Below are 19,755 nucleotides of genomic sequence, written 5' to 3' on the forward strand. Positions count from 1 at the left end.
GCCCCCGAGCGGTGCGCGCGGTCGGCTGCGGCCGCGCGCACCGCTCGAATCATGGTCGCCGCCAGGCGAACTCGATGGCGGATTTACGCCAGACCCGGACGGCGACGGCCGTCACGATCGTGATCATGACAACGGATGCGATGGCCACGCTGGCGGGCTTCTACGCGGCGGAGGCCGCCTACCTCACCGAGGGCGGCGAATTCGAGGAGATGGCGCGGTATCTGGCGCCGGCGGTGGTGATGCACCAGGCGGAGAGCCTGCCCTACGGCGGGCAGTGGCACGGGCACTGCGGGATGCGGCAGTTCCTCACCGCCATGGCGGTCAGCTGGGACGGGCTGTGGTTCGACGAACAGCGATTCGTGTGCGAGGGGGAGCGGGTCGTGGTCCACAGCCGGGGCCGGTTGCGGGCGCGGCGCAGCGGGCGAGTGGTGGCGACCTCGCTGCTGCAGTGGATCGAGTTCGAGGACGGGCTGATCACCGAATTCCGGCCGTACTATCACGACACCGCCGCCATCCTGGCCGCCTTGGCGGCCGACGAGTGAGGCCTCCGGCCCCGGCGGCGTGAAGCCTGCCACAGCGCCCGAGCACCGGTATTGCTGCGGACTTGCCGGTGAGCCGGGGTGCGAGAGATTCCGGCAGGTCGCGTCGGGTGTGCGGGGACGGATCGTGCAGGGGGGTGCCGCGTCGCGGGCCGCGCGGCCGCTGGTAGGGTGACCGCTCGAAAGACATCCTTTAACGGACCGTCCCGTGAGGCGGGGAAGGAGGTCGGCATGGCTGTGCCCGAAGACCGGGCGGCCAAGTCGGGCGCTGGTGAGTTCTCGCAGCGGCACGACCCGCAGCGGGTGCAGGCCGGACGCGAGTTGCTTTCCGATTCGGATGTCGGCCGGACCATCGCGCGCATGGCGCACCAGATCATCGAGAAGACGGCTCTGGACTCCGGCGACCCCACTGTTGCTCGCGTGGTGCTGATCGGGATTCCCACCCGCGGAACCACTCTCGCCCATCGCCTGGCGGGCCGGATCGAGGAATTCTCCGGCGTCCGCCCCGCGATCGGTTCTCTGGACATCACCCTCTACCGCGACGATCTGCGCTCCAAGCCGCATCGTCCGCTCGAGCGCACCTCGGTGCCCGAGGGTGGGATCGAGGACGCGCTGGTGGTGCTGGTCGACGATGTGCTGTTCTCCGGCCGCACCGTGCGTTCCGCGCTGGACGGGCTGCGCGATCTGGGCCGCCCGCGCGCGGTGCAGCTGGCGGTGCTCATCGACCGCGGCCATCGCGAACTGCCCATCCGCGCCGACTATGTCGGCAAGAACGTCCCCACCGCGCGCACCGAGGACATCTCGGTGCTGCTGCGCGAGCACGACGGCCGCGACGGTGTGTACCTGCGTCAGGAAGGCGGCAACGAGTGAAGCACCTGCTGTCGGTCACCGACCTGGATCGGGACGCGGCCACCGGACTGCTGGACGAGGCGCAGCGGTTCGAGCAGGCGCTGCTGGGCCGCGAGGTCAAGAAGCTGCCGACGCTGCGCGGGCGCACCGTCATGACGGTGTTCTTCGAGAACTCCACCCGCACCCGGGTCTCGTTCGAGGTGGCGGGCAAGTGGATGAGCGCCGACGTCATCAATGTCAGCGCGTCGAGTTCCTCCGTCTCCAAGGGCGAGTCGCTGCGTGACACCGCGCTGACCCTGCACGCGGCCGGCGCCGACGCGCTCATCGTGCGGCATCCGGCCTCCGGCGCGGCGCATCAGATCGCGCGCTGGTTCGCCGAAATGGACGAGGCCGCAAGCGGTTACGCCGGCCCCGGGCCCGCGATCATCAATGCCGGCGACGGCATGCATGAGCACCCTACTCAGGCGCTGCTGGACGCGCTGACCCTGCGTCAGCGCCTCGGTGACCTGGACGGTAAGCGGGTCGTGCTGGTCGGCGACATCCTGCACAGCCGGGTGGCGCGCTCGAATGCCTTCCTGCTCAGCACTCTCGGTGCGGAGGTGGTGCTGGTCGCGCCGCGCACCCTGCTGCCGGTGGGAGTCGAAGCGTGGCCGGTGCGGATCTCCGATTCGCTGGACGCCGAACTGCCGGGCGCGGACGCGGTCATGATGCTGCGGGTGCAGGCCGAGCGCATGAACGGCGGCTTCTTCCCGTCGGCGCGCGAGTACTCGATCCGCTACGGCCTCAACGAGCGTCGCCTGAAGATGCTCGACGAGCGCGCGGTGGTCCTGCATCCCGGTCCCATGCTGCGCGGCATGGAGATCGGCTACACGGTCGCGGATTCTCCGCAGGCGGCCGTGCTGCAACAGGTCAACAACGGAGTCCATATGCGTATGGCGGTGCTGTTCCGCCTGCTGGTCGGAACCGACGAGGTGGTCGCGTGATCGGGTCAGCCCCGGAGGCGGCAGCCTGCGTAACCACGGAGGGGCCCCGAACACGCGGAAAGGAGACAGCATGAGCATCCTGATCACGAACGTCCGTCTGTACGGCGAGGGCGACCCGGTCGACGTGCTGCTGGCCGACGGGGAGATCCGCGAGATCGGTGCGGGGCTGAGCGTCGACGGCGCCGAAATCGCGGACGGCACCGGGCAGTTCCTGCTGCCGGGCTTCATCGACCTGCACACGCACCTGCGAGAGCCGGGGCGTGAGGACACCGAGACCATCGAAACCGGTTCCGCCGCAGCGGCTCTGGGCGGCTACACGGCCGTGTTCGCGATGGCCAACACCAGCCCGGTCGCCGACAACGCGGTCATCACCGACCACGTGTGGAAGCGCGGCCAGGAGGTCGGCCTGGTCGACGTGTACCCGGTCGGCGCGGTCACCGTCGGCCTGGAAGGCAAGCAGCTCGCCGAAATGGGCACCATGGCCGCCGGTCTCGGCGCGGTGCGCATGTTCTCCGACGACGGCATGTGCGTCTACGACCCGCTGATCATGCGTCGCGCCCTCGAGTACGCGAACTCGCTGGGCGTGCTCATCGCCCAGCACGCGGAGGAGCCGCGGCTGACCAAGGGCGCTGTCGCACACGAGGGCCCGACCGCCGCGCGGCTGGGCCTGGCCGGCTGGCCGCGGGCCGCCGAGGAGTCCATCGTGGCGCGCGACGCGCTGCTGGCGCGGGATGCCGGTGCGCGCGTGCACATCTGCCACGCCTCCACCGCCGGCACCGTCGAACTGCTGAAATGGGCCAAGGCGCAAGGGATTTCGGTCACCGCCGAGGTCACGCCGCATCATCTGCTGCTGGACGACTCGCGGCTCGAGACCTACGACGCGGTCAACCGGGTGAACCCGCCGCTGCGCGAGGCGTCCGATGTGACCGCGCTGCGTCAGGCGCTGGCCGAGGGCGTCATCGACTGCGTCGCCACCGATCACGCCCCGCACGCCGACCAGGACAAGTGCTGCGAGTTCGCGGCCGCCCGGCCCGGCATGCTGGGGCTGGAGACGGCGCTGTCGATCATCGTGGCGACCATGGTCGACACGGGACTGCTGGACTGGCGCGGGGTCGCCCAGGTGATGAGCGAGAACCCCGCACGAATCGTTGGCCTGGACGATCAGGGCCGCCCGCTCGCGGTCGGCGAACCCGCGAACGTGGTGCTGATCGACCCGGCCGCCGAATGGACGGTGGAGGCGAACGACCTCGCCTCGATCGCCCGCAACACGCCCTACCAGGCGATGACCCTGCCCGCGAAGGTGACCGCCACCTTCCTGCGCGGCCGGGCCACCGCCCGGGACGGCAAGATCGTCGCCGGTTAGCGGGCGGGAACCGAGGAGGACCGTATGGAGCGCACGCTGCAGGTACTGGGTTTGCTGGTGCTGTTCGCGCTGTGCCTGGGACTGATGTACCGGGCATGGACGGGACGGGCCAAGAAGCAGGCGGGCGCGATCGGCGAACTGCCGCCGGTGCCCGAGGACTGCGGCGCGCAGCTGCTGGAGCCCACCAAGGGGCTCTACCTCGGCAGCACGCTGGCCCCCAGCTGGATTCAGCGAGTTACGGTGGGCGACCTGGGTTTCCGCGCCACGGCGGAACTCACGCGTTTCGAACGCGGCATCCTGCTGGAACGGGATGGCGCGTCGACGATCTGGATTCCCTCGGAATCCATTACCGCGGTGCGCGCCGAGCGCGGGCACGCGGGCAAAGTGATGACAGCGGACGGTGTGCTGGTGATTCGCTGGACGCTGCCGACGGGAACCGAGGTGGATACCGGTTTCCGCGGTGACGACAAGGCGGTGTACCCGGCATGGACCGGAGCAGCTACGAAGACGGGAGACGAGGCATGAGCAGCAGTGAAACTGCGGTGATGGTGCTCGAGGACGGCCGCGTGTTCCGCGGGACGACCTTCGGCGCCGTCGGGGAGACCCTGGGCGAGGCGGTGTTCTGCACCGCCATGACCGGGTACCAGGAGACCCTGACCGACCCCAGCTACGACCGCCAGATCGTGGTGGCCACCGCGCCCCAGATCGGCAATACCGGCTGGAACGACGAGGACGACGAGTCCGGCAAGATCTGGGTCGCCGGCTACGCCGTGCGCGACCCCGCGCGCCGCGCCTCCAACTGGCGCGCCACCCGCACCCTGCAGGCGGAACTGGAGAACCAGAACGTCGTCGGCATCGCGGGCATCGACACCCGAGCCCTGGTGCGGCACTTGCGCACTCGCGGCTCCATGAAGGCGGGCATCTTTTCCGGCGCCTCGCTCACCGACTACGAGGCCATGCTCGACAAGGTCAACGGCCAGCAGTCCATGCTGGGCGCGGACCTCGCCGCCGAGGTCTCCACCGATGCGATGTACACCGTCGACCCGGTCGGTGAGCACCGCTTCACCGTGGTCGCGGTGGATCTGGGCATCAAGTCCAACACCCCGCGCATGTTCGCCCAGCGCGGCATGCGGGTGCACGTGGTCCCGTCCAACGTGACCTTCGACCAGATCAAGGAGCTGAACCCCAACGGCGTGTTCCTGTCCAACGGTCCCGGCGACCCGGCCACCCAGGACGCCATGGTGGCCCTGACCCAGCAGGTGCTGGGCGAGGACATCCCGCTGTTCGGCATCTGCTTCGGCAACCAGATCCTGGGCCGCGCCTTCGGGCGCGACACCTACAAGATGAAGTTCGGCCACCGCGGCATCAATGTGCCGGTGGTGGAACATCATTCGGGTCGCATCTCGATCACCGCGCAGAACCACGGCTTCGCCCTGGAAGGCGAGCGCGGCGAGGTGTTCGACACCCCGTTCGGCAAGGCCGAGGTCAGCCACGTGTGCGCCAACGACGGAGTCGTCGAGGGCGTGCAGCTGGTGAGCGGCCGCGCCTTCTCCGTGCAGTACCACCCCGAGGCCGCGGCCGGTCCCCACGACGCCGCCTACCTCTTCGATCGTTTCGCCACGCTGATGGAAGGTGCCTGATGCCACGCCGTACCGACCTCGACCACATCCTGGTGATCGGCTCGGGCCCGATCGTCATCGGCCAGGCCTGCGAGTTCGACTACTCCGGAACCCAGGCGTGTCGCGTCCTGAAGTCCGAGGGCCTGCGCGTGTCGCTGGTGAACTCCAACCCGGCGACCATCATGACCGACCCGGAGTTCGCGGACTCGACCTATGTCGAACCGATCACCTGGGAGTTCGTCGAGAAGGTCATCGCCAAGGAGCGCCCCGACGCCATCCTCGCCACCCTGGGCGGGCAGACCGCGCTCAATTGCGCTGTCGCCCTGCACGAGCACGGCATCCTCGAGAAGTACAACGTCGAGCTGATCGGCGCGGACTTCGAGGCCATCCAGCGCGGTGAGGACCGCCAGAAGTTCAAGGACATCGTCGCCAAGGTCGGCGGCGAGTCGGCGCGCTCCAAGGTCTGCTTCACCATGGCCGAGGTCCGCGAAACCGTTGCGGAACTGGGCTTCCCGGTGGTCGTGCGGCCCTCGTTCACCATGGGCGGCCTGGGTTCGGGCATGGCCTACAACCACGAGGATCTCGATCGCATCGCCGGCGGCGGCCTGGCCGCCTCGCCGACCGCGAACGTGCTCATCGAGGAATCCATCCTGGGCTGGAAGGAATTCGAGCTCGAGCTCATGCGCGACGGCAAGGACAATGTCGTCATCGTCTGCTCGATCGAGAACGTCGACCCGATGGGCGTGCACACCGGCGACTCCATGACGGTCGCGCCGGCCATGACCCTCACCGACCGCGAATACCAGAAGATGCGCGATCTGGGCATCGCCATCCTGCGCGAGGTCGGCGTCGACACCGGCGGCTGCAACATCCAGTTCGCGGTCGATCCCAAGGACGGCCGCCTGATCGTCATCGAGATGAACCCGCGCGTGTCGCGCTCGTCGGCCCTGGCCTCCAAGGCGACCGGTTTCCCGATCGCCAAGATCGCCGCCAAGCTGGCCATCGGCTACACCCTCGACGAGATCCTCAACGACATCACCGGCGAGACCCCGGCCTGCTTCGAGCCGACGCTGGACTACGTCGTGGTCAAGGCGCCGCGCTTCGCGTTCGAGAAGTTCCCGGGCGCCGACCCGACGCTGACCACCACCATGAAGTCGGTCGGCGAGGCGATGTCCATGGGCCGCAACTTCTCCGAGGCGCTGGGCAAGGTGCTGCGCTCGCTCGAGACCAAGGCCACCGGCTTCTGGACCCAGCCCGACGGAGAATGGACCGACGTGCAGGCCATTCTCGAAGACCTGAAGGTGCCGACCGAGGGCCGCATCTACCAGGTGGAGCGCGCGCTGCGACTGGGCGCGAGCATCGAGGACACCGCCGCCGCCTCCGGCATCGACCCGTGGTTCGTGGCCGAGATCGCCGCGCTGGTCGACCTGCGCGCCGACATCATGTCCGCGCCGGTACTCGACGAGCCGCTGCTGCGCACCGCCAAGCACTACGGCCTGTCGGATCGCCAGATCGCTTCGCTGCGACCGGAACTCGCGGGCGAGGCCGGTGTGCGCGAGCTGCGGCACCGCCTCGGCATCCGCCCGGTGTTCAAGACCGTCGACACCTGTGCTGCCGAGTTCGAGGCCAAGACCCCGTACCATTACTCGGCCTACGAGCTGGATCCCGCCGCGGAATCCGAAGTGGCGCCGCAGCTCGAGCGGGACAAGGTCATCATTCTGGGTTCGGGCCCCAACCGCATCGGCCAGGGCATCGAGTTCGACTACTCGTGTGTGCATGCGGCGCAGACGCTTTCGGCCGCCGGGTTCGAGACCATCATGGTCAACTGCAACCCGGAGACGGTGTCGACCGACTACGACACCGCCGATCGCCTCTACTTCGAGCCGCTCACCTTCGAGGACGTCCTCGAGGTGTACCACGCCGAAACCGAGTCGGGCACCGTCGCGGGCGTCATCTGCCAGCTCGGTGGCCAGACTCCGCTGGGCCTGGCGCAGCGGCTGACGGATGCGGGCGTGCCCGTGGTCGGCACCTCCGCGGCGGCCATCGACCTGGCCGAGGATCGCGGCGAGTTCGGCGATGTGCTGGTGGCGGCGGGTCTGCCCGCCCCGAAGTACGGCACGGCCACCACGTTCCCGCAGGCCAAGAAGATCGCCAACGAGATCGGCTACCCGGTGCTGGTGCGCCCGTCCTACGTGCTGGGCGGGCGCGGCATGGAGATCGTCTACGACGAGACCTCGCTCGAGGACTACATCTCCCGCGCCACCGAGATCACCCCGGACCACCCGGTACTGGTCGACCGGTTCCTCGAGGACGCCATCGAGATCGACGTCGACGCCCTGTGCGACGGCGAGGAGGTCTACCTGGGCGGCGTCATGGAGCACATCGAGGAGGCCGGTATCCACTCCGGTGACTCGGCGTGCGCCCTGCCGCCGATCACCCTGGGCCGCAGCGATATCGAGGCCGTGCGCCGTTCCACCGCCGCGCTCGCCAAGGGCATCGGCGTCAAGGGCCTGCTCAATGTGCAGTACGCGCTCAAGGACGATGTGCTCTACGTCCTGGAGGCCAACCCGCGCGCCAGCCGCACGGTGCCGTTCGTGTCCAAGGCCACCGCGGTCCCGCTGGCCAAGGCCGCGGCGCGAATCGCCTTGGGCGCCACCATCGCCGAGCTGCGCAAGGAAGGGCTGCTGCCGGCCGAGGGCGACGGCGGGTACGCGCCGATCGACGCCCCGGTCGCGGTGAAGGAAGCGGTCCTGCCGTTCCACCGCTTCCGCCGCCCGGACGGCTCCGGCATCGATTCGCTGCTGTCGCCGGAGATGAAGTCGACCGGTGAGGTCATGGGCATCGACGCCGATTTCGGCACCGCGTTCGCGAAATCGCAGTCGGCGGCCTACGGTTCGCTGCCGACCGAGGGCACCGCGTTCGTGTCCATCGCCAACCGCGACAAGCGGGCCATGGTGTTCCCGGTCAAGCGCCTGCACGACCTGGGCTTCCGCATCCTCGCCACCGAGGGCACCGCGGAAATGCTGCGCCGCAACGGCATTCCCTGCGATCAGGTGCGCAAGCACTCCGACCAGGCGGCCGATCAGCCCAGCATCGTGGACATGATCAAGGACGGCGACGTCGACATCGTGTTCAACACCCCCTACGGCAACAACGGTCCGCGCGTGGACGGCTACGAGATCCGCACCGCCGCGGTGGGCGCGAACATCCCGTGCATCACCACCGTGCAGGGCGCGGCCGCGGCCGTGCAGGGCATCGAGGCCACCATTCGCGGCGGCATCGGCGTGCGGTCGCTGCAGGAGCTGCACGCGGTGCTGCGCGGATGAGCGACTCCACCGCCACGCGGACGAGTTTCGGTGTGCGGCTGCGGGAGTCGATGCGCGAGCACGGTCCGCTGTGCGTCGGCATCGACCCGCATCCGCCGCTGTTGCGGGCCTGGGGCCTGAGCGAGGACGCCGCGGGCGTGGCGAAGTTCGCCGACGCCTGCGTGCGCGCCTTCGCCGGCCGGGTGGCACTGGTCAAACCGCAGGTCGCGTTCTTCGAGACCTACGGTTCGGCCGGAATCCTGGTGCTGGAGGAGACGATCGCCGCGCTGCGGTCGGCGGGCACCCTGGTGCTGGCCGACGCCAAACGCGGCGATATCGGCTCCACCATGGACGCCTACGCCCACGCCTGGCTCGGTGCCGGCCCGCTCGGCACCGACGCGGTCACCGTCTCGCCCTACCTCGGATTCGGTTCGCTCGCACCGGCTCTGGAGCTGGCGCGGGCCAATGACCGGGGCGTGTTCGTGCTGGCCGCCACCTCCAACCCGGAGGCGGTGGAGTTGCAGAACATCACCGGCGCCGACGGCCGCACCATCGCCCAGCGCATGGTCGACGACGCGGCCGCGGCCAATGCCGGCGCCGAATTCGGTTCCGTCGGCGTGGTCGTCGGCGCCACCCTGGACTCGGCACCGGACCTGAGCCGGCTCAACGGCCCGATCCTCATGCCGGGGGTCGGCGCGCAGGGCGGGGGAGCGGACTCCATCCGCGCACTCGTCCCCGCCGCCGACCTTGCGGCGGTGCTGCCCAACGTCTCCCGGGAGGTGCTCCAGGCCGGCCCCACCGTTTCCGCGCTGCGGGACAAGGTCGCCGAACTGGCCGCCGAATTCGCGTTCCTGCAGGACTGATTCACCCCGGATCGGGCCGGTGACGCCGTGATCGCGGCTACAGTGGCAGCATGTCTGCCGCGGTGCCGCCCAACGGAATTCGTCACGCGCTCGTGCTCGGAGGCGGTGGTGCGGTCGGCCTGAGCTGGATGGCCGGTGTCGTCATCGGGCTGCGGGAGGCGGGTATCGAGCCGACGCTGGCCGAGCGGATCGTGGGCACCTCGGCCGGTGCGGTGGTGGGCGCGGCCCTCGCCGCCGGGGTGGACCTGAACCTGCTGCTGCGCCGGCCCGACCCGGATACCGAGATCCCGCCGATCGCGTTCGACCCGAACGCCTTCGGCGAGATCATGGCCATTCTGGCGACCCCCGGAATCAGCCCGGACGAGGCGCGGCGTCGCGCCGGGCAGCGGGCGCTGGAGATGAACGTCGGCGCGCCCGCCGACCATATCGCGCGCATCGGCGCGTTCGTCGGCGATGTCGACTGGCCGCAGCGGGATCTGCGCATCACCGCGTGCAGCGTCGGCACGGGCGAGTTGCGGGTCTGGACGCCCGGCGGCAAGGCCACCCTGCGTGAGGCGTTGGCGTGCAGCACCTCGGTTCCCGGTGTCTTCCCGCCGATTCCGGTCGACGGCGACCACTACATCGACGGCGGCATGCGCTCGCCCATCAATGCCGACCTGGCCGCCGGGGCCGAGCGCATGCTGATCATCGAACCGCTGGCCCACCTGTTCCCGCACAGCCCCACCGACCGCGACCTCGGCGGCGCGGCAACACGATTCATCGTCCCCGACGCGGCCTCGATCGAGATCTTCGGCCTGGACCTGTTCAACGCCATCGCGCTGGTACCCGCCCACGAGGCCGGTCTGCGCCAGGGCACGGAAGCGGCCGCGAGCCTGAAGGACTTCTGGCCCGGCGCCTGACCCGGGCGGCCGACGAATCGCGAGGCAGAGCAGGCGAACCGGGCATTACGCTGAGCCGGACCGCTCGGTAGAAAGGTGGGATTTCTCATGTCCGACGCCGGCCTCGGCCTCGTCTCGTATGCCCAAACGCGGGTGCTGGTGGACGATTTCGCGTCCAGCTATCGGTTCTATCGCGAGTTGCTCGGGTTACCGCTGAAGCACGAAACCCCCGGCGACGTACCGGAATCCGAGGACGGGCCCTACGCCTGCTTCAGCCTCGACGGCCGCGATCTCGCCCTGTTCACCCGCGCCTATCAGGACGCCGCCATCGGGGCCGAGCATCGCCCGCGCGACGGGATCGACGGCGTGGTCGTGGTGCTGCGCGTGGCCGATGTCGACAAGGCGGTCGCGGTCGCGCGTGACCGCGGGGCGCGGATCGTCGCCGAGCCGGTCGACCAGCCCGCCTGGGGCATGCGGGTGGCGCATCTGCGCGCGCCCGAAGGCACCTTGATCGAGTTCTGCCAGTACGACGACTGATCCGCGTGTGTTCGCTCACGGCGAACGGCTCGAACGCTTGTCCTGATCGCCCGTCTCGGAGCCGCCGGTCCGCGGACCGGAAAAGGGGTCGCGCGCGCCCGGTTTCGCCCATCAGCGTGCCCGTGAGGGGGCGAAACAGCCCGTCCTGGCGGTGTTCCGGGCGTGCGCACCCGCTCCCACCTGCGCGGGAGCGGTGCCGGATTTGTGTGTTTCGCAACCGCCTCGGCCGCCCCCGGTGATACGCGACACGCGGTACCGAATCGAACGACACGCCGAGAAATCTAAGAAAAATCCAGGTCGCGAGATTACAGCTCGGTCACGGTTTCATCCGGGGCCAGTCCGACCCCCGCACCACCGTGTCAAGTCCGCGAAAAAGCCCTGGCTGCAAGGATATTCGTGACCGTCGCGCGTGGCGGCCCGCGGCCGGTCCCGGGCGGCCCGCGCCGCCGCCCATCCGGCCCGGTCGCGCCCCGAATCACGCGCTGACCTGGGGGGTGGGTTCGCAATCGGCAAGCGTCGTGGGTACGGTCGCTGAGACCACCGGGTTACCGGAGGTAGATCAAGCAATGAACGATGAGACGGAGGAACCGTGGCCCTTCCCCAGCTGACTGACGAGCAGCGCGCCGCTGCTTTGGAGAAGGCGGCTGCCGCTCGCCGCGCTCGGGCGGAGCTCAAGGAGCGCTTGAAGCGTGGTGGCACCGATCTGAAGACGGTCCTTGCGGACGCCGAGAAGGACGAAGTCCTCGGCAAGATGAAGGTGTCGGCTCTGCTCGAGGCCCTGCCGAAGGTTGGCAAGGTCAAGGCGGCCGAGATCATGAGCGAACTGGAAATCGCTCCCACCCGCCGCCTGCGCGGACTGGGCGACCGGCAGCGTAAGGCGCTGCTGGCCCGGTTCGACTTCAGCGCCGAATAATCCGAGGGTGGTCGAACACACTCGGAAGGGTCGACTGGTAGTTCTGGTCGGCCCCTCGGCCGTCGGCAAGTCCACCGTCGTGCGCTGCGTGCGCGAACGACTGCCCGAATTGGTATTCAGTGTGTCGGCCACCACCCGGGCTCCGCGGCCCGGGGAGGTCGACGGTCAGGACTACCGATTCGTGTCCCGCGAGAAGTTCGACGCCATGATCGAGGCGGGCGAGCTGCTCGAATGGGCCGATATCCACGGTGGACTGCAGCGGTCGGGCACCCCGGCCGCACCCGTGCGGGAAGCGCTCGTCTCCGGACATCACGTCCTGATCGAGGTCGATCTCGAGGGCGCGCGCTCGATCCGCAAGACCATGCCGGAAGCGAAGTTGGTCTTCCTGGCCCCGCCCAGCTGGGACGAGCTGGTGTCCCGGCTCACGAGCCGCGGGACGGAATCGCCCGAGGTCATCGAGCGTCGGCTGCAGACCGCGCGGACCGAATTGGCCGCGTGTGACGAGTTCGACATCGTCATCGTGAACGACCACGTGACCAGCGCCTGCGAGCAGTTGGTATCGTTGTTCGTTAGCACAAATTCGGGGTCCTAGACCGCGAAACGGCCGACCCGCCTCCTGTCTCGATCGATCAGACAGGCAGAGGGGTCGGCGTCCCCCTTTCCGAACAACCCCGCAGGAGCCTTCCTAGTGAGTACGGACATCAAGACCGTTCCCGCCTACGACACTCCGGTCGGCCTCACCAACCCGCCGATCGACGAACTGCTGGAGCGGACTTCGTCCAAGTACGCGCTCGTCATCTACGCGGCCAAGCGCGCCCGGCAGATCAACGACTACTACAACCAGCTCGGCGACGGCATTCTCGAATACGTCGGTCCGCTGGTCGAGCCGGGTCTGCAGGAGAAGCCGCTGTCGGTGGCCATGCGCGAGATCCACGCCGACCTGCTCGAGCACTCCGAAGGCGAGTAAAACCGCGGTGACCCGAGTCGTCGTCGGCGTCGGCGGCGGTATCGCCGCCTACAAGAGCTGCAACCTCGTGCGCCGGTTCACCGAAACCGGGCACGAGGTTCGTGTCATTCCCACCGAGTCGGCGCTGAACTTCGTCGGCAAGGCCACCTTCGAGGCGCTGTCGGGCCATCCCGTGCATACCGGCGTGTTCGCCGATGTGCCGGAGGTGCCGCACGTGCGCCTCGGGCAGGAGGCCGATCTGGTCGTCATCGCCCCCGCGACCGCGGACCTGATGGCGCGCGCCGCCCAGGGCCGCGCCGACGATCTGCTCACCGCGACGCTGTTGACCGCGCGATGTCCCGTGCTGTTCGCCCCGGCCATGCACACCGAGATGTGGGACCACCCGGCCACCCGCGCGAACGTGGCGACGCTGCGCGCGCACGGCGCCGTGGTGCTGGAACCCGCCTCGGGTCGCCTGACCGGCACCGACACCGGACCGGGCCGGCTGCCCGAACCAGAGGAGATCTTCGGTCTGGCCCGGCTGCTGCTCGAGCGCGCCGACGCACTGCCGCGCGATCTCGAGGGCCGGCGCATCGTCGTCTCCGCCGGCGGCACCCGCGAACCGCTGGATCCCGTTCGCTTCCTTGGCAATCGGAGCTCCGGCAAGCAGGGCTACGCGCTCGCGCGCCTGGCCGCCCAGCGTGGCGCGCAGGTAACGCTGATCGCGGGCAATACCATCGGACTCGAGGCGCCGGCCGCGGTCGAGGTGGTGCACGTGACCACCGCCGAACAGCTGAAGGTGGCCGTCGACAAGCACGCTCTGGGCGCGGACGCGGTCGTCATGGCCGCGGCGGTCGCCGACTTCCGCCCCACCAACGTGGCGGCGGCTAAAATCAAAAAGGGTGCGGGAGAACCGGATTCGATCGTACTCGCCAAGACACCGGATATCCTGGCCGGGTTGGTGAACGCCCGTCGCGACGGGCAGCTACCGGGCACCGCGATCGTCGGCTTCGCCGCCGAGACCGGGGACGAGCACGCGGACGTGCTCACCCACGCCCGGGCCAAACTCGCCCGCAAAGGCTGCGACCTGTTGGTCGTGAACGCCGTGGGGGAGGGCAAGGCCTTCGAGGTCGACACCAACGACGGCTGGTTGCTCGGTGCCGACGGCACCGAGATCGCCTTGGACCACGGGTCCAAGGCGCTACTGGCCAGCCGGGTGCTGGACGCACTCGGCCCCTTGCTCCGCTGAAGCCTCGGCACCGCAGGGTTCGGACGGTTCGCGGGTAGTTGCCCGCAACTGTCTGAGTCACAATGTGTTCGTCATGGCGGCACCCCGCCCCTGCGACGAACATATTGGAATAACCTGAGACAAAGGGTTGTGCGATGACGCGGAGACGCTACTGTCGCACCCCGTTACGAGAAACCCGTTGAGGGAGAGGGAACAACTGTGCGCACGTCTGGCAGCCGCCTATTCACCAGTGAGTCGGTGACCGAAGGTCACCCCGACAAGATCTGTGATGCCATCAGCGATTCCATCCTCGACGCGTTGCTCGCGGCCGATCCGCGCAGCCGGGTCGCGGTGGAGACCCTGGTGACCACCGGTCAGGTGCACGTCGCGGGTGAGGTCACCACCACGGCCTACGCCGACATCCCGACCATCGTCCGCGAGAAGGTCCTCGAGATCGGATACGACTCGTCGGCAAAGGGTTTCGACGGCGCCTCCTGTGGCGTGAACGTCGCCATCGGCGCGCAGTCGCCGGATATCGCTCAGGGCGTGGACACCTCGCACGAGGCGCGCGTCGGCGGCGAGGACGACGACATCGCGCGGCAGGGCGCGGGCGATCAGGGTCTGATGTTCGGCTACGCCACCATCGAGACCCCCGAGCTGATGCCGCTGCCGATCTCGCTGGCGCACAAGCTGTCTCGGCGGCTGACCGAGGTCCGCAAGTCCGGTGTGCTGCCGTACCTGCGGCCCGACGGCAAGACCCAGGTCACCATCGAATACGACGGCTCGATCCCCAAGCGCCTCGACACCGTGGTCATCTCGACCCAGCACGCGGCCGATATCGACCTCGACAACCTGCTGACCCCGGACATCCGGGAGAAGGTCGTCGACTCGGTGCTCGCCGAGCTGGAGCTGCCCAACCCGCTCGACACCTCGAACGTGCGGCTGCTGGTCAACCCGACCGGCAAGTTCGTGCTCGGTGGCCCGATGGGTGACGCCGGCCTGACCGGTCGCAAGATCATCGTCGACACCTACGGCGGCATGGCCCGCCACGGCGGCGGCGCCTTCTCCGGCAAGGATCCCTCGAAGGTCGACCGCTCGGCCGCCTACGCCATGCGCTGGGTCGCCAAGAACGTCGTCGCCGCCGGCCTGGCCGAGCGCGTCGAGGTGCAGGTCGCCTACGCCATCGGCAAGGCCGCGCCCGTGGGTCTGTTCGTGGAGACCTTCGGCACCGAGCTGATCGATCCGCTCAAGATCTCCGACGCCATCGGTGAGGTCTTCGACCTGCGTCCCGGCGCGATCATTCGCGATCTGGACCTGCTGCGCCCGATCTACGCGCCGACCGCCGCCTACGGCCACTTCGGCCGCACGGACGTCGATCTGCCCTGGGAGCGCACCGACCGCGCGGAGAAGTTGCGCGCGGCCGCCGGGCTGTAATTGACCGGCACCCAACACATTCCGGCGGGAGCGTCGGGCACGGATAACCCTTCCGAGCCCGACGCTCCCGCCAAGCGCAGGGGGGTGGAGCGCGTTGGCATGGCCCGGCCGATCGCGCGGGTGCTGCCCTTGCTGGAACCCGCCCATCTGGACCGTGATTTCGACTATCTCGTCCCGCCGGAGATGGACGAGATCGCGCAACCCGGTGTCCGCGTCCGCGTGCGCTTCTCCGGTCGACTCGTCGACGGCTACCTGCTCGAGCGCCTCGAACGCTCCGACCACAGCGGCAAACTCATTCGCCTCGAACGGGTCGTCTCCGGCGAGCGCGTCCTCACCCCCGAGATCCTGAAGCTCGTCGGCGCGGTGGCCGCGCGCTACGCCGGCACCCGCGCCGACGTCCTCCGCCTCGCCATTCCGCCCCGCCACGCCAAGGTCGAATCCGAGGGCACCGAAAAGCCCGAAAAGCCCAAGCGCACCTCGAAAAAGGCCAAAGCCGCCGCCGAAACCCAGACCACCGAGGCGACCGGCGACATCGACGAGTCCGGTGCCGAGTCGGAGATGACGCGGGGGGACGCCGCGGATATCGAGGACCAGGGCGTCGGGACGTCCGACGCGAGTGATGCCGCCGCACAGGGTGATTCGACGGTGAAGGTGGGTGCGAGCGCCAGCCCATCGACGGCTGCCACGTCCGAGGCAGAGGGCGCAGTAGCGTCCGAGCAGCAGTCCGGGGGCAGTGCGGCGACGGTGGCTGCGGAGTTTCCGCTGTGGGGGCGGTATCTGCACGGGCATTCGTTCCTGACCGCGCTGGCGGCGGGGCGGGGGCCGCGGGCGGGGTGGCAGGCGTTGCCGGGGGAGGATTGGGCGAAACGGTTGGCGGAGCTGGCGGCTGTGACCGTGCGGGGTGGGCGCGGTGCGGTGATCATGGTGCCGGATCAGCGGGACTTGGATCGGGTGCTGGCGGAATGCGTTGCGCTGGTGGGGGAGTCGGCGGTCGGGTTGGCGGCTGGGCTCGGGCCGTCGGCGCGGTATCGGCGGTGGCTGTCGGTGCTGCGGGGGCAGGCCACGGTGGTGGTGGGGACGCGCAGTGCGGTGTTCTCGCCGGTGAAAGAGCTTGGGCTGATCGCGATATGGGACGACGGGGACGACACGTTCGCCGAGCCGCGCTCACCGTACCCGCATGCCCGGGAAGTCGCGATGCTGCGCGCGCACGAGACCGGGGCGGCGTTCGTGGCGGGCGGGTTCTCGCGGACCGCGGAGGTGCAGGCGATCGTCGAATCCAAGTGGGCGCACGATCTATTGGCCGATCGCAGCGTGCTGCGGCAGGCCATGCCGCGCATCACCGCCCCCGGCGACACCGATGCCGCGCTGGAACGCGATCCCATCGCGCAGGCCATCCGCATTCCCGCGGTGGCGTTCACCGAGGCGCGCAAAGCGCTGAAAGACGGTGGGCCGGTGCTGGTTCAGGTACCCCGCCGCGGCTACATTCCCGCGCTGTCGTGCGCCAAGTGCCGCACCCCCGCGCGCTGCCGCCACTGCAACGGCCCCCTGGCCTTGCCCGACAGCTCCGCCGCCTCACGTGGCGTATTGCGCAGCGGGCGTGAAGGTGTCGCCGAAGCGCAGAGCCCAGCCTGCCGCTGGTGCGGAATCACCGAGGCGGCCTTCCGCTGCGGGGCGTGTGGTTCGCGGGCGCTGCGGGCCGTCGTCATCGGCGCGTCCCGCACGGCCGAGGAGTTGGGTCGCGCGTTTCCCGGTGTGCCGGTGCGGGGTTCGGGCGGTTCGGCGATCCTGAACACGTTGCCGGAGGGCCCGCAGGTGGTGGTGTCGACCATCGGCGCCGAACCCCCGGTGCCCGGCGGCTACGCGGTCGCCATGTTGCTGGACGGCTGGGCCCTGCTCGGCCGCGCCGACCTGCGCGCCGCCGAGGACACCCTGCGCCGCTGGATGTCCGCCGCCGCCCTGGTCCGCCCCGGCGGCCGGGTCATCGTCATGGCCGACGCCGCCCTGCCGACCGTGCAGGCCCTGGTGCGCTGGGATCCGGTGTGGCACGCCCGTTTCGAACTCGACCAGCGCACCGAGGTCCGCTTCCCGCCCGCCGTCCGCTTCGCCGCCATCGACGGCACCACCGACTCGATCGCCGAATTGCTCAGCGAGGCAAAACTTCCCGACACCGTCGAAATCCTCGGCCCCGTCCCTCTCCCCCCCGGCGCCCGAAAACCCTTCTCCTCCGGCGACTCTCCCTCCGAAGTCGAGCGCATGATCCTCCGCGCCGACCGCCACACCGCCGCCGCCCTCTCCCGCGCCCTCATCGCCGCCCAAGCCGTCCGCAGCACCCACCGCTCCGACGCCCCCCTCCGAATCCAAATCGACCCCATCGACATCGGCTGACAAGATCAGGGAGTCGTCAGCGCGGAAAAGTGTCCGATTTGCCGCGCTGGGAGCTCCCTGATCTTGGTCAGCCGCCGGTGATTTCGTCGCGGGGGAGAGCGGAGAGGGTGATGAGGGCGTTGAGGAAGGCGCGGCGGTCGGGGGTGGGGAGGTGGGAGAGGAGGCGGTCTTCTTGGGCTTGGATGGCTTTTTGGGTGGCGTCGCGGAGGCGTTTGCCTTCGGGGGTGAGGGCTAGCAGGCGGGCGCGGCGGTCGGCGGGGTCGGGGCGGCGTTCGATGAGGCCGCGCTCCTGCAGGTCGTCCAGGACGGCGATGATGCGGGTCTTGTCGGCGCCGATCTCCTGGGCCAGCACGCCCTGGCCGCGCGTGGTGGTCTCGTCCAGGCGCAGCAGGACGACGTAGGCCCACATGGTGAGGCCGTGGGCGGCCAGCACCGGTTGCTCGGCCGCCATGAGGGCGCGGCCCAGGGGGACGATCATCGCTGCCAGGTCCGGACGGTCTGTCATGCGGACAAGATTAGGCGGCGTGCCGGTGCGGGCTTTCGATCGTGTCGCCCGCGCGGGTCAGAATCTCGTCGGCGTCGAACCGTTCGGCCTGCCACGAGTCGAGGCCGATGCCGACCCGGCCGCGCCAGGCACGCACGATCTCGGTGTGTTTCGGCCACCGCACGAACCGGCGCATATCGGATTCGGTCTGCCACACCGAGACCGAGCCGCCGCGGTGTTCGCCCGGCCGGCCCCAGAACCACAGTCCCACCGCGCCCTGCATGATCGGCCACGCCTGCGCCAGTTCGTCTCCGGCCCGGTAGATCTCGAGCCACTCCTGCTGCGAGCGCGCCAGGAAGTCGGTGACGCTGACGAAGACCGGACCGGAGGGATGCGGATTGGGGCCGGGCTTCCAGGGCGTGAGGAGCGTGCCCTCGGAAAAAGATATCGTATGCATACGTAGACGATAAGCGAATGCATACGAAAGCTTCAACGGTCGATTCCCTCGCGGCGCTCAGCGGAAGGCGGGGGAGACCCGGGCCGCCCACTGTGCGTAGTCGGTCGCCGGGCGGCCGAGCACCTGCTCGACATCCGTGCTGACCAGCTGCTCGGCCGGGGTCGGTGTGCCCAGGATGTCCAGGGTGTGGTCGGCGACCGGCTCGGGCATGAAACGCAGCAGGTTCACCCGGGCCTGCTCGCGGGTCAACTCGAGGAACCGAATCGGTTCGCCCAGTGCGGATTCCAGCGCCGCCGCCTGCTGGCGCGGGGTCACCACCTCCGGCCCGGTGACCGTGTAGGTGCGCCCGGCGTGGCCGTCCCGGGTCAGCGCGACCGCGGCCACGGCCGCGATATCGGCCGGATCCACCTGCGGCAGACCGACATCCCCGAACGGCGCGGGAATCATGCGCTGGGCCTTCACCGGTTCGATCCAGGCGAAGGTATTGCTGAAGAACCCGGCCGGCCGCAGCACCGTCCACTCGAGATCCGAGGCCGCCAGGGCCTGTTCGAACGCCACCGTGCGCGCATACGCCGCACTGCCCGGCCGCGTCGCCGCGCCCTGCGTCGACAGGAACACCACGCGTCGAACACCCGCTGCCGCAATGGTTTCCAGCACCTGCGCCGGCGCGGGCCCGCTCACCAATTGCGGTCCGGTGATGAGCAGGAACAGGGCCCGCGCACCCGCGACCGCCGCCGCCAGCCCGTCGAGGTCCCCGATATCCGCGCGACGATGCTCGGCCGCGCCGGGCAAGTCCACCGGCTTCTCGCCCCGCGACACCGCGACCGCTTTCTCCCCGATCTCCGCGAGCTCCCGCACGAGTGCACTGCCGACATTTCCGGTCGCTCCGGTCACCACGATCATCTGTCTCACTCCTGAGTTAGTTGGCTGACTGACTCGAACGATAGGGGATGCGACCGGGCATTGTCTATA

Annotated in this window: 19 protein-coding genes; 16 read left to right on the forward strand and 3 right to left on the reverse strand. The window is 69.4% G+C overall.

Annotated features, from left to right (window positions below):
- Nucleotides 1–125: 125 nt before the first annotated feature.
- From D7D52_RS11810 to D7D52_RS11885, 16 genes are all read left to right on the forward strand, one after another.
- Nucleotides 126–542: a nuclear transport factor 2 family protein gene (locus tag D7D52_RS11810; protein ID WP_222932814.1), complete on the forward strand. Its 417-nt coding sequence runs from the start codon at nt 126–128 to the stop codon at nt 540–542.
- 228 nt (nt 543–770) lie between these two features.
- A complete protein-coding gene (gene pyrR, locus D7D52_RS11815) occupies nt 771–1,409 on the forward strand; it encodes a bifunctional pyr operon transcriptional regulator/uracil phosphoribosyltransferase PyrR (protein WP_120736352.1) in 639 nt (212 codons plus the stop codon).
- Nucleotides 1,406–2,371 carry an aspartate carbamoyltransferase catalytic subunit gene (locus D7D52_RS11820; protein WP_120736353.1) on the forward strand — a complete coding sequence of 322 codons (966 nt, stop codon included), beginning with the start codon at nt 1,406–1,408 and terminating at the stop codon, nt 2,369–2,371. The genes pyrR and D7D52_RS11820 overlap by 4 nt, the downstream gene beginning before the upstream one ends.
- A 70-nt stretch (nt 2,372–2,441) precedes the next feature.
- On the forward strand, nt 2,442–3,734 hold the full coding sequence (locus D7D52_RS11825) for a dihydroorotase (protein WP_120736354.1): 1,293 nt from the start codon (nt 2,442–2,444) through the stop codon (nt 3,732–3,734).
- A gap of 24 nt (nt 3,735–3,758) precedes the next feature.
- A complete protein-coding gene (locus D7D52_RS11830; protein ID WP_120736355.1) occupies nt 3,759–4,259 on the forward strand; it encodes a PH-like domain-containing protein in 501 nt (166 codons plus the stop codon).
- Nucleotides 4,256–5,374, forward strand: a complete 1,119-nt coding sequence (gene carA / locus D7D52_RS11835) for a glutamine-hydrolyzing carbamoyl-phosphate synthase small subunit (protein ID WP_120736356.1) — start codon at nt 4,256–4,258, stop codon at nt 5,372–5,374. Before D7D52_RS11830 ends, carA begins: the two co-directional genes overlap by 4 nt.
- Nucleotides 5,374–8,679, forward strand: a complete 3,306-nt coding sequence (gene carB / locus D7D52_RS11840; protein WP_120736357.1) for a carbamoyl-phosphate synthase large subunit — start codon at nt 5,374–5,376, stop codon at nt 8,677–8,679. Before carA ends, carB begins: the two co-directional genes overlap by 1 nt.
- The gene (gene pyrF / locus D7D52_RS11845; protein ID WP_120736358.1) at nt 8,676–9,521 is read left to right on the forward strand and encodes an orotidine-5'-phosphate decarboxylase; all 846 of its coding nucleotides are present in this window, start codon (nt 8,676–8,678) and stop codon (nt 9,519–9,521) included. Before carB ends, pyrF begins: the two co-directional genes overlap by 4 nt.
- 50 nt (nt 9,522–9,571) lie before the next feature.
- Nucleotides 9,572–10,420 carry a patatin-like phospholipase family protein gene (locus tag D7D52_RS11850; RefSeq protein WP_120736359.1) on the forward strand — a complete coding sequence of 283 codons (849 nt, stop codon included), beginning with the start codon at nt 9,572–9,574 and terminating at the stop codon, nt 10,418–10,420.
- 87 nt (nt 10,421–10,507) lie between these two features.
- Nucleotides 10,508–10,936 carry a VOC family protein gene (locus D7D52_RS11855; protein ID WP_120736360.1) on the forward strand — a complete coding sequence of 143 codons (429 nt, stop codon included), beginning with the start codon at nt 10,508–10,510 and terminating at the stop codon, nt 10,934–10,936.
- 589 nt (nt 10,937–11,525) lie between these two features.
- Nucleotides 11,526–11,849 carry an integration host factor, actinobacterial type gene (gene mihF / locus D7D52_RS11860; protein ID WP_033086940.1) on the forward strand — a complete coding sequence of 108 codons (324 nt, stop codon included), beginning with the start codon at nt 11,526–11,528 and terminating at the stop codon, nt 11,847–11,849.
- Nucleotides 11,850–11,856: 7 nt separating this feature from the next.
- Nucleotides 11,857–12,441: a guanylate kinase gene (gmk, locus tag D7D52_RS11865; RefSeq protein WP_120736361.1), complete on the forward strand. Its 585-nt coding sequence runs from the start codon at nt 11,857–11,859 to the stop codon at nt 12,439–12,441.
- Nucleotides 12,442–12,537: 96 nt separating this feature from the next.
- The gene (gene rpoZ / locus D7D52_RS11870) at nt 12,538–12,816 is read left to right on the forward strand and encodes a DNA-directed RNA polymerase subunit omega (RefSeq protein WP_033086942.1); all 279 of its coding nucleotides are present in this window, start codon (nt 12,538–12,540) and stop codon (nt 12,814–12,816) included.
- 7 nt (nt 12,817–12,823) lie between these two features.
- A complete protein-coding gene (coaBC, locus tag D7D52_RS11875; protein ID WP_120736362.1) occupies nt 12,824–14,044 on the forward strand; it encodes a bifunctional phosphopantothenoylcysteine decarboxylase/phosphopantothenate--cysteine ligase CoaBC in 1,221 nt (406 codons plus the stop codon).
- 198 nt (nt 14,045–14,242) lie between these two features.
- Nucleotides 14,243–15,457: a methionine adenosyltransferase gene (gene metK / locus D7D52_RS11880; RefSeq protein ID WP_120736363.1), complete on the forward strand. Its 1,215-nt coding sequence runs from the start codon at nt 14,243–14,245 to the stop codon at nt 15,455–15,457.
- 99 nt (nt 15,458–15,556) lie between these two features.
- The gene (locus D7D52_RS11885; protein WP_162958287.1) at nt 15,557–17,842 is read left to right on the forward strand and encodes a primosomal protein N'; all 2,286 of its coding nucleotides are present in this window, start codon (nt 15,557–15,559) and stop codon (nt 17,840–17,842) included.
- 67 nt (nt 17,843–17,909) lie between these two features.
- Here D7D52_RS11885 and D7D52_RS11890 read toward each other — a convergent pair whose 3' ends face one another.
- The 3 genes from D7D52_RS11890 to D7D52_RS11900 are packed head-to-tail and all read right to left on the reverse strand — an operon-like array spanning nt 17,910 to nt 19,686.
- Nucleotides 17,910–18,347, reverse strand: a complete 438-nt coding sequence (locus D7D52_RS11890; RefSeq protein WP_120736364.1) for a MarR family winged helix-turn-helix transcriptional regulator — start codon at nt 18,345–18,347, stop codon at nt 17,910–17,912.
- A gap of 10 nt (nt 18,348–18,357) precedes the next feature.
- Entirely contained in the window at nt 18,358–18,783 is a 426-nt protein-coding gene (locus D7D52_RS11895; protein ID WP_120736365.1) for a hypothetical protein, read from the reverse strand.
- 57 nt (nt 18,784–18,840) lie between these two features.
- The gene (locus D7D52_RS11900) at nt 18,841–19,686 is read right to left on the reverse strand and encodes an NAD(P)H-binding protein (RefSeq protein ID WP_120736366.1); all 846 of its coding nucleotides are present in this window, start codon (nt 19,684–19,686) and stop codon (nt 18,841–18,843) included.
- Nucleotides 19,687–19,755 lie beyond the last annotated feature (69 nt).

Origin of the sequence: Nocardia yunnanensis (assembly GCF_003626895.1) — a bacterium.
Taxonomy (GTDB): Bacteria; Actinomycetota; Actinomycetes; order Mycobacteriales; family Mycobacteriaceae; genus Nocardia; species Nocardia yunnanensis.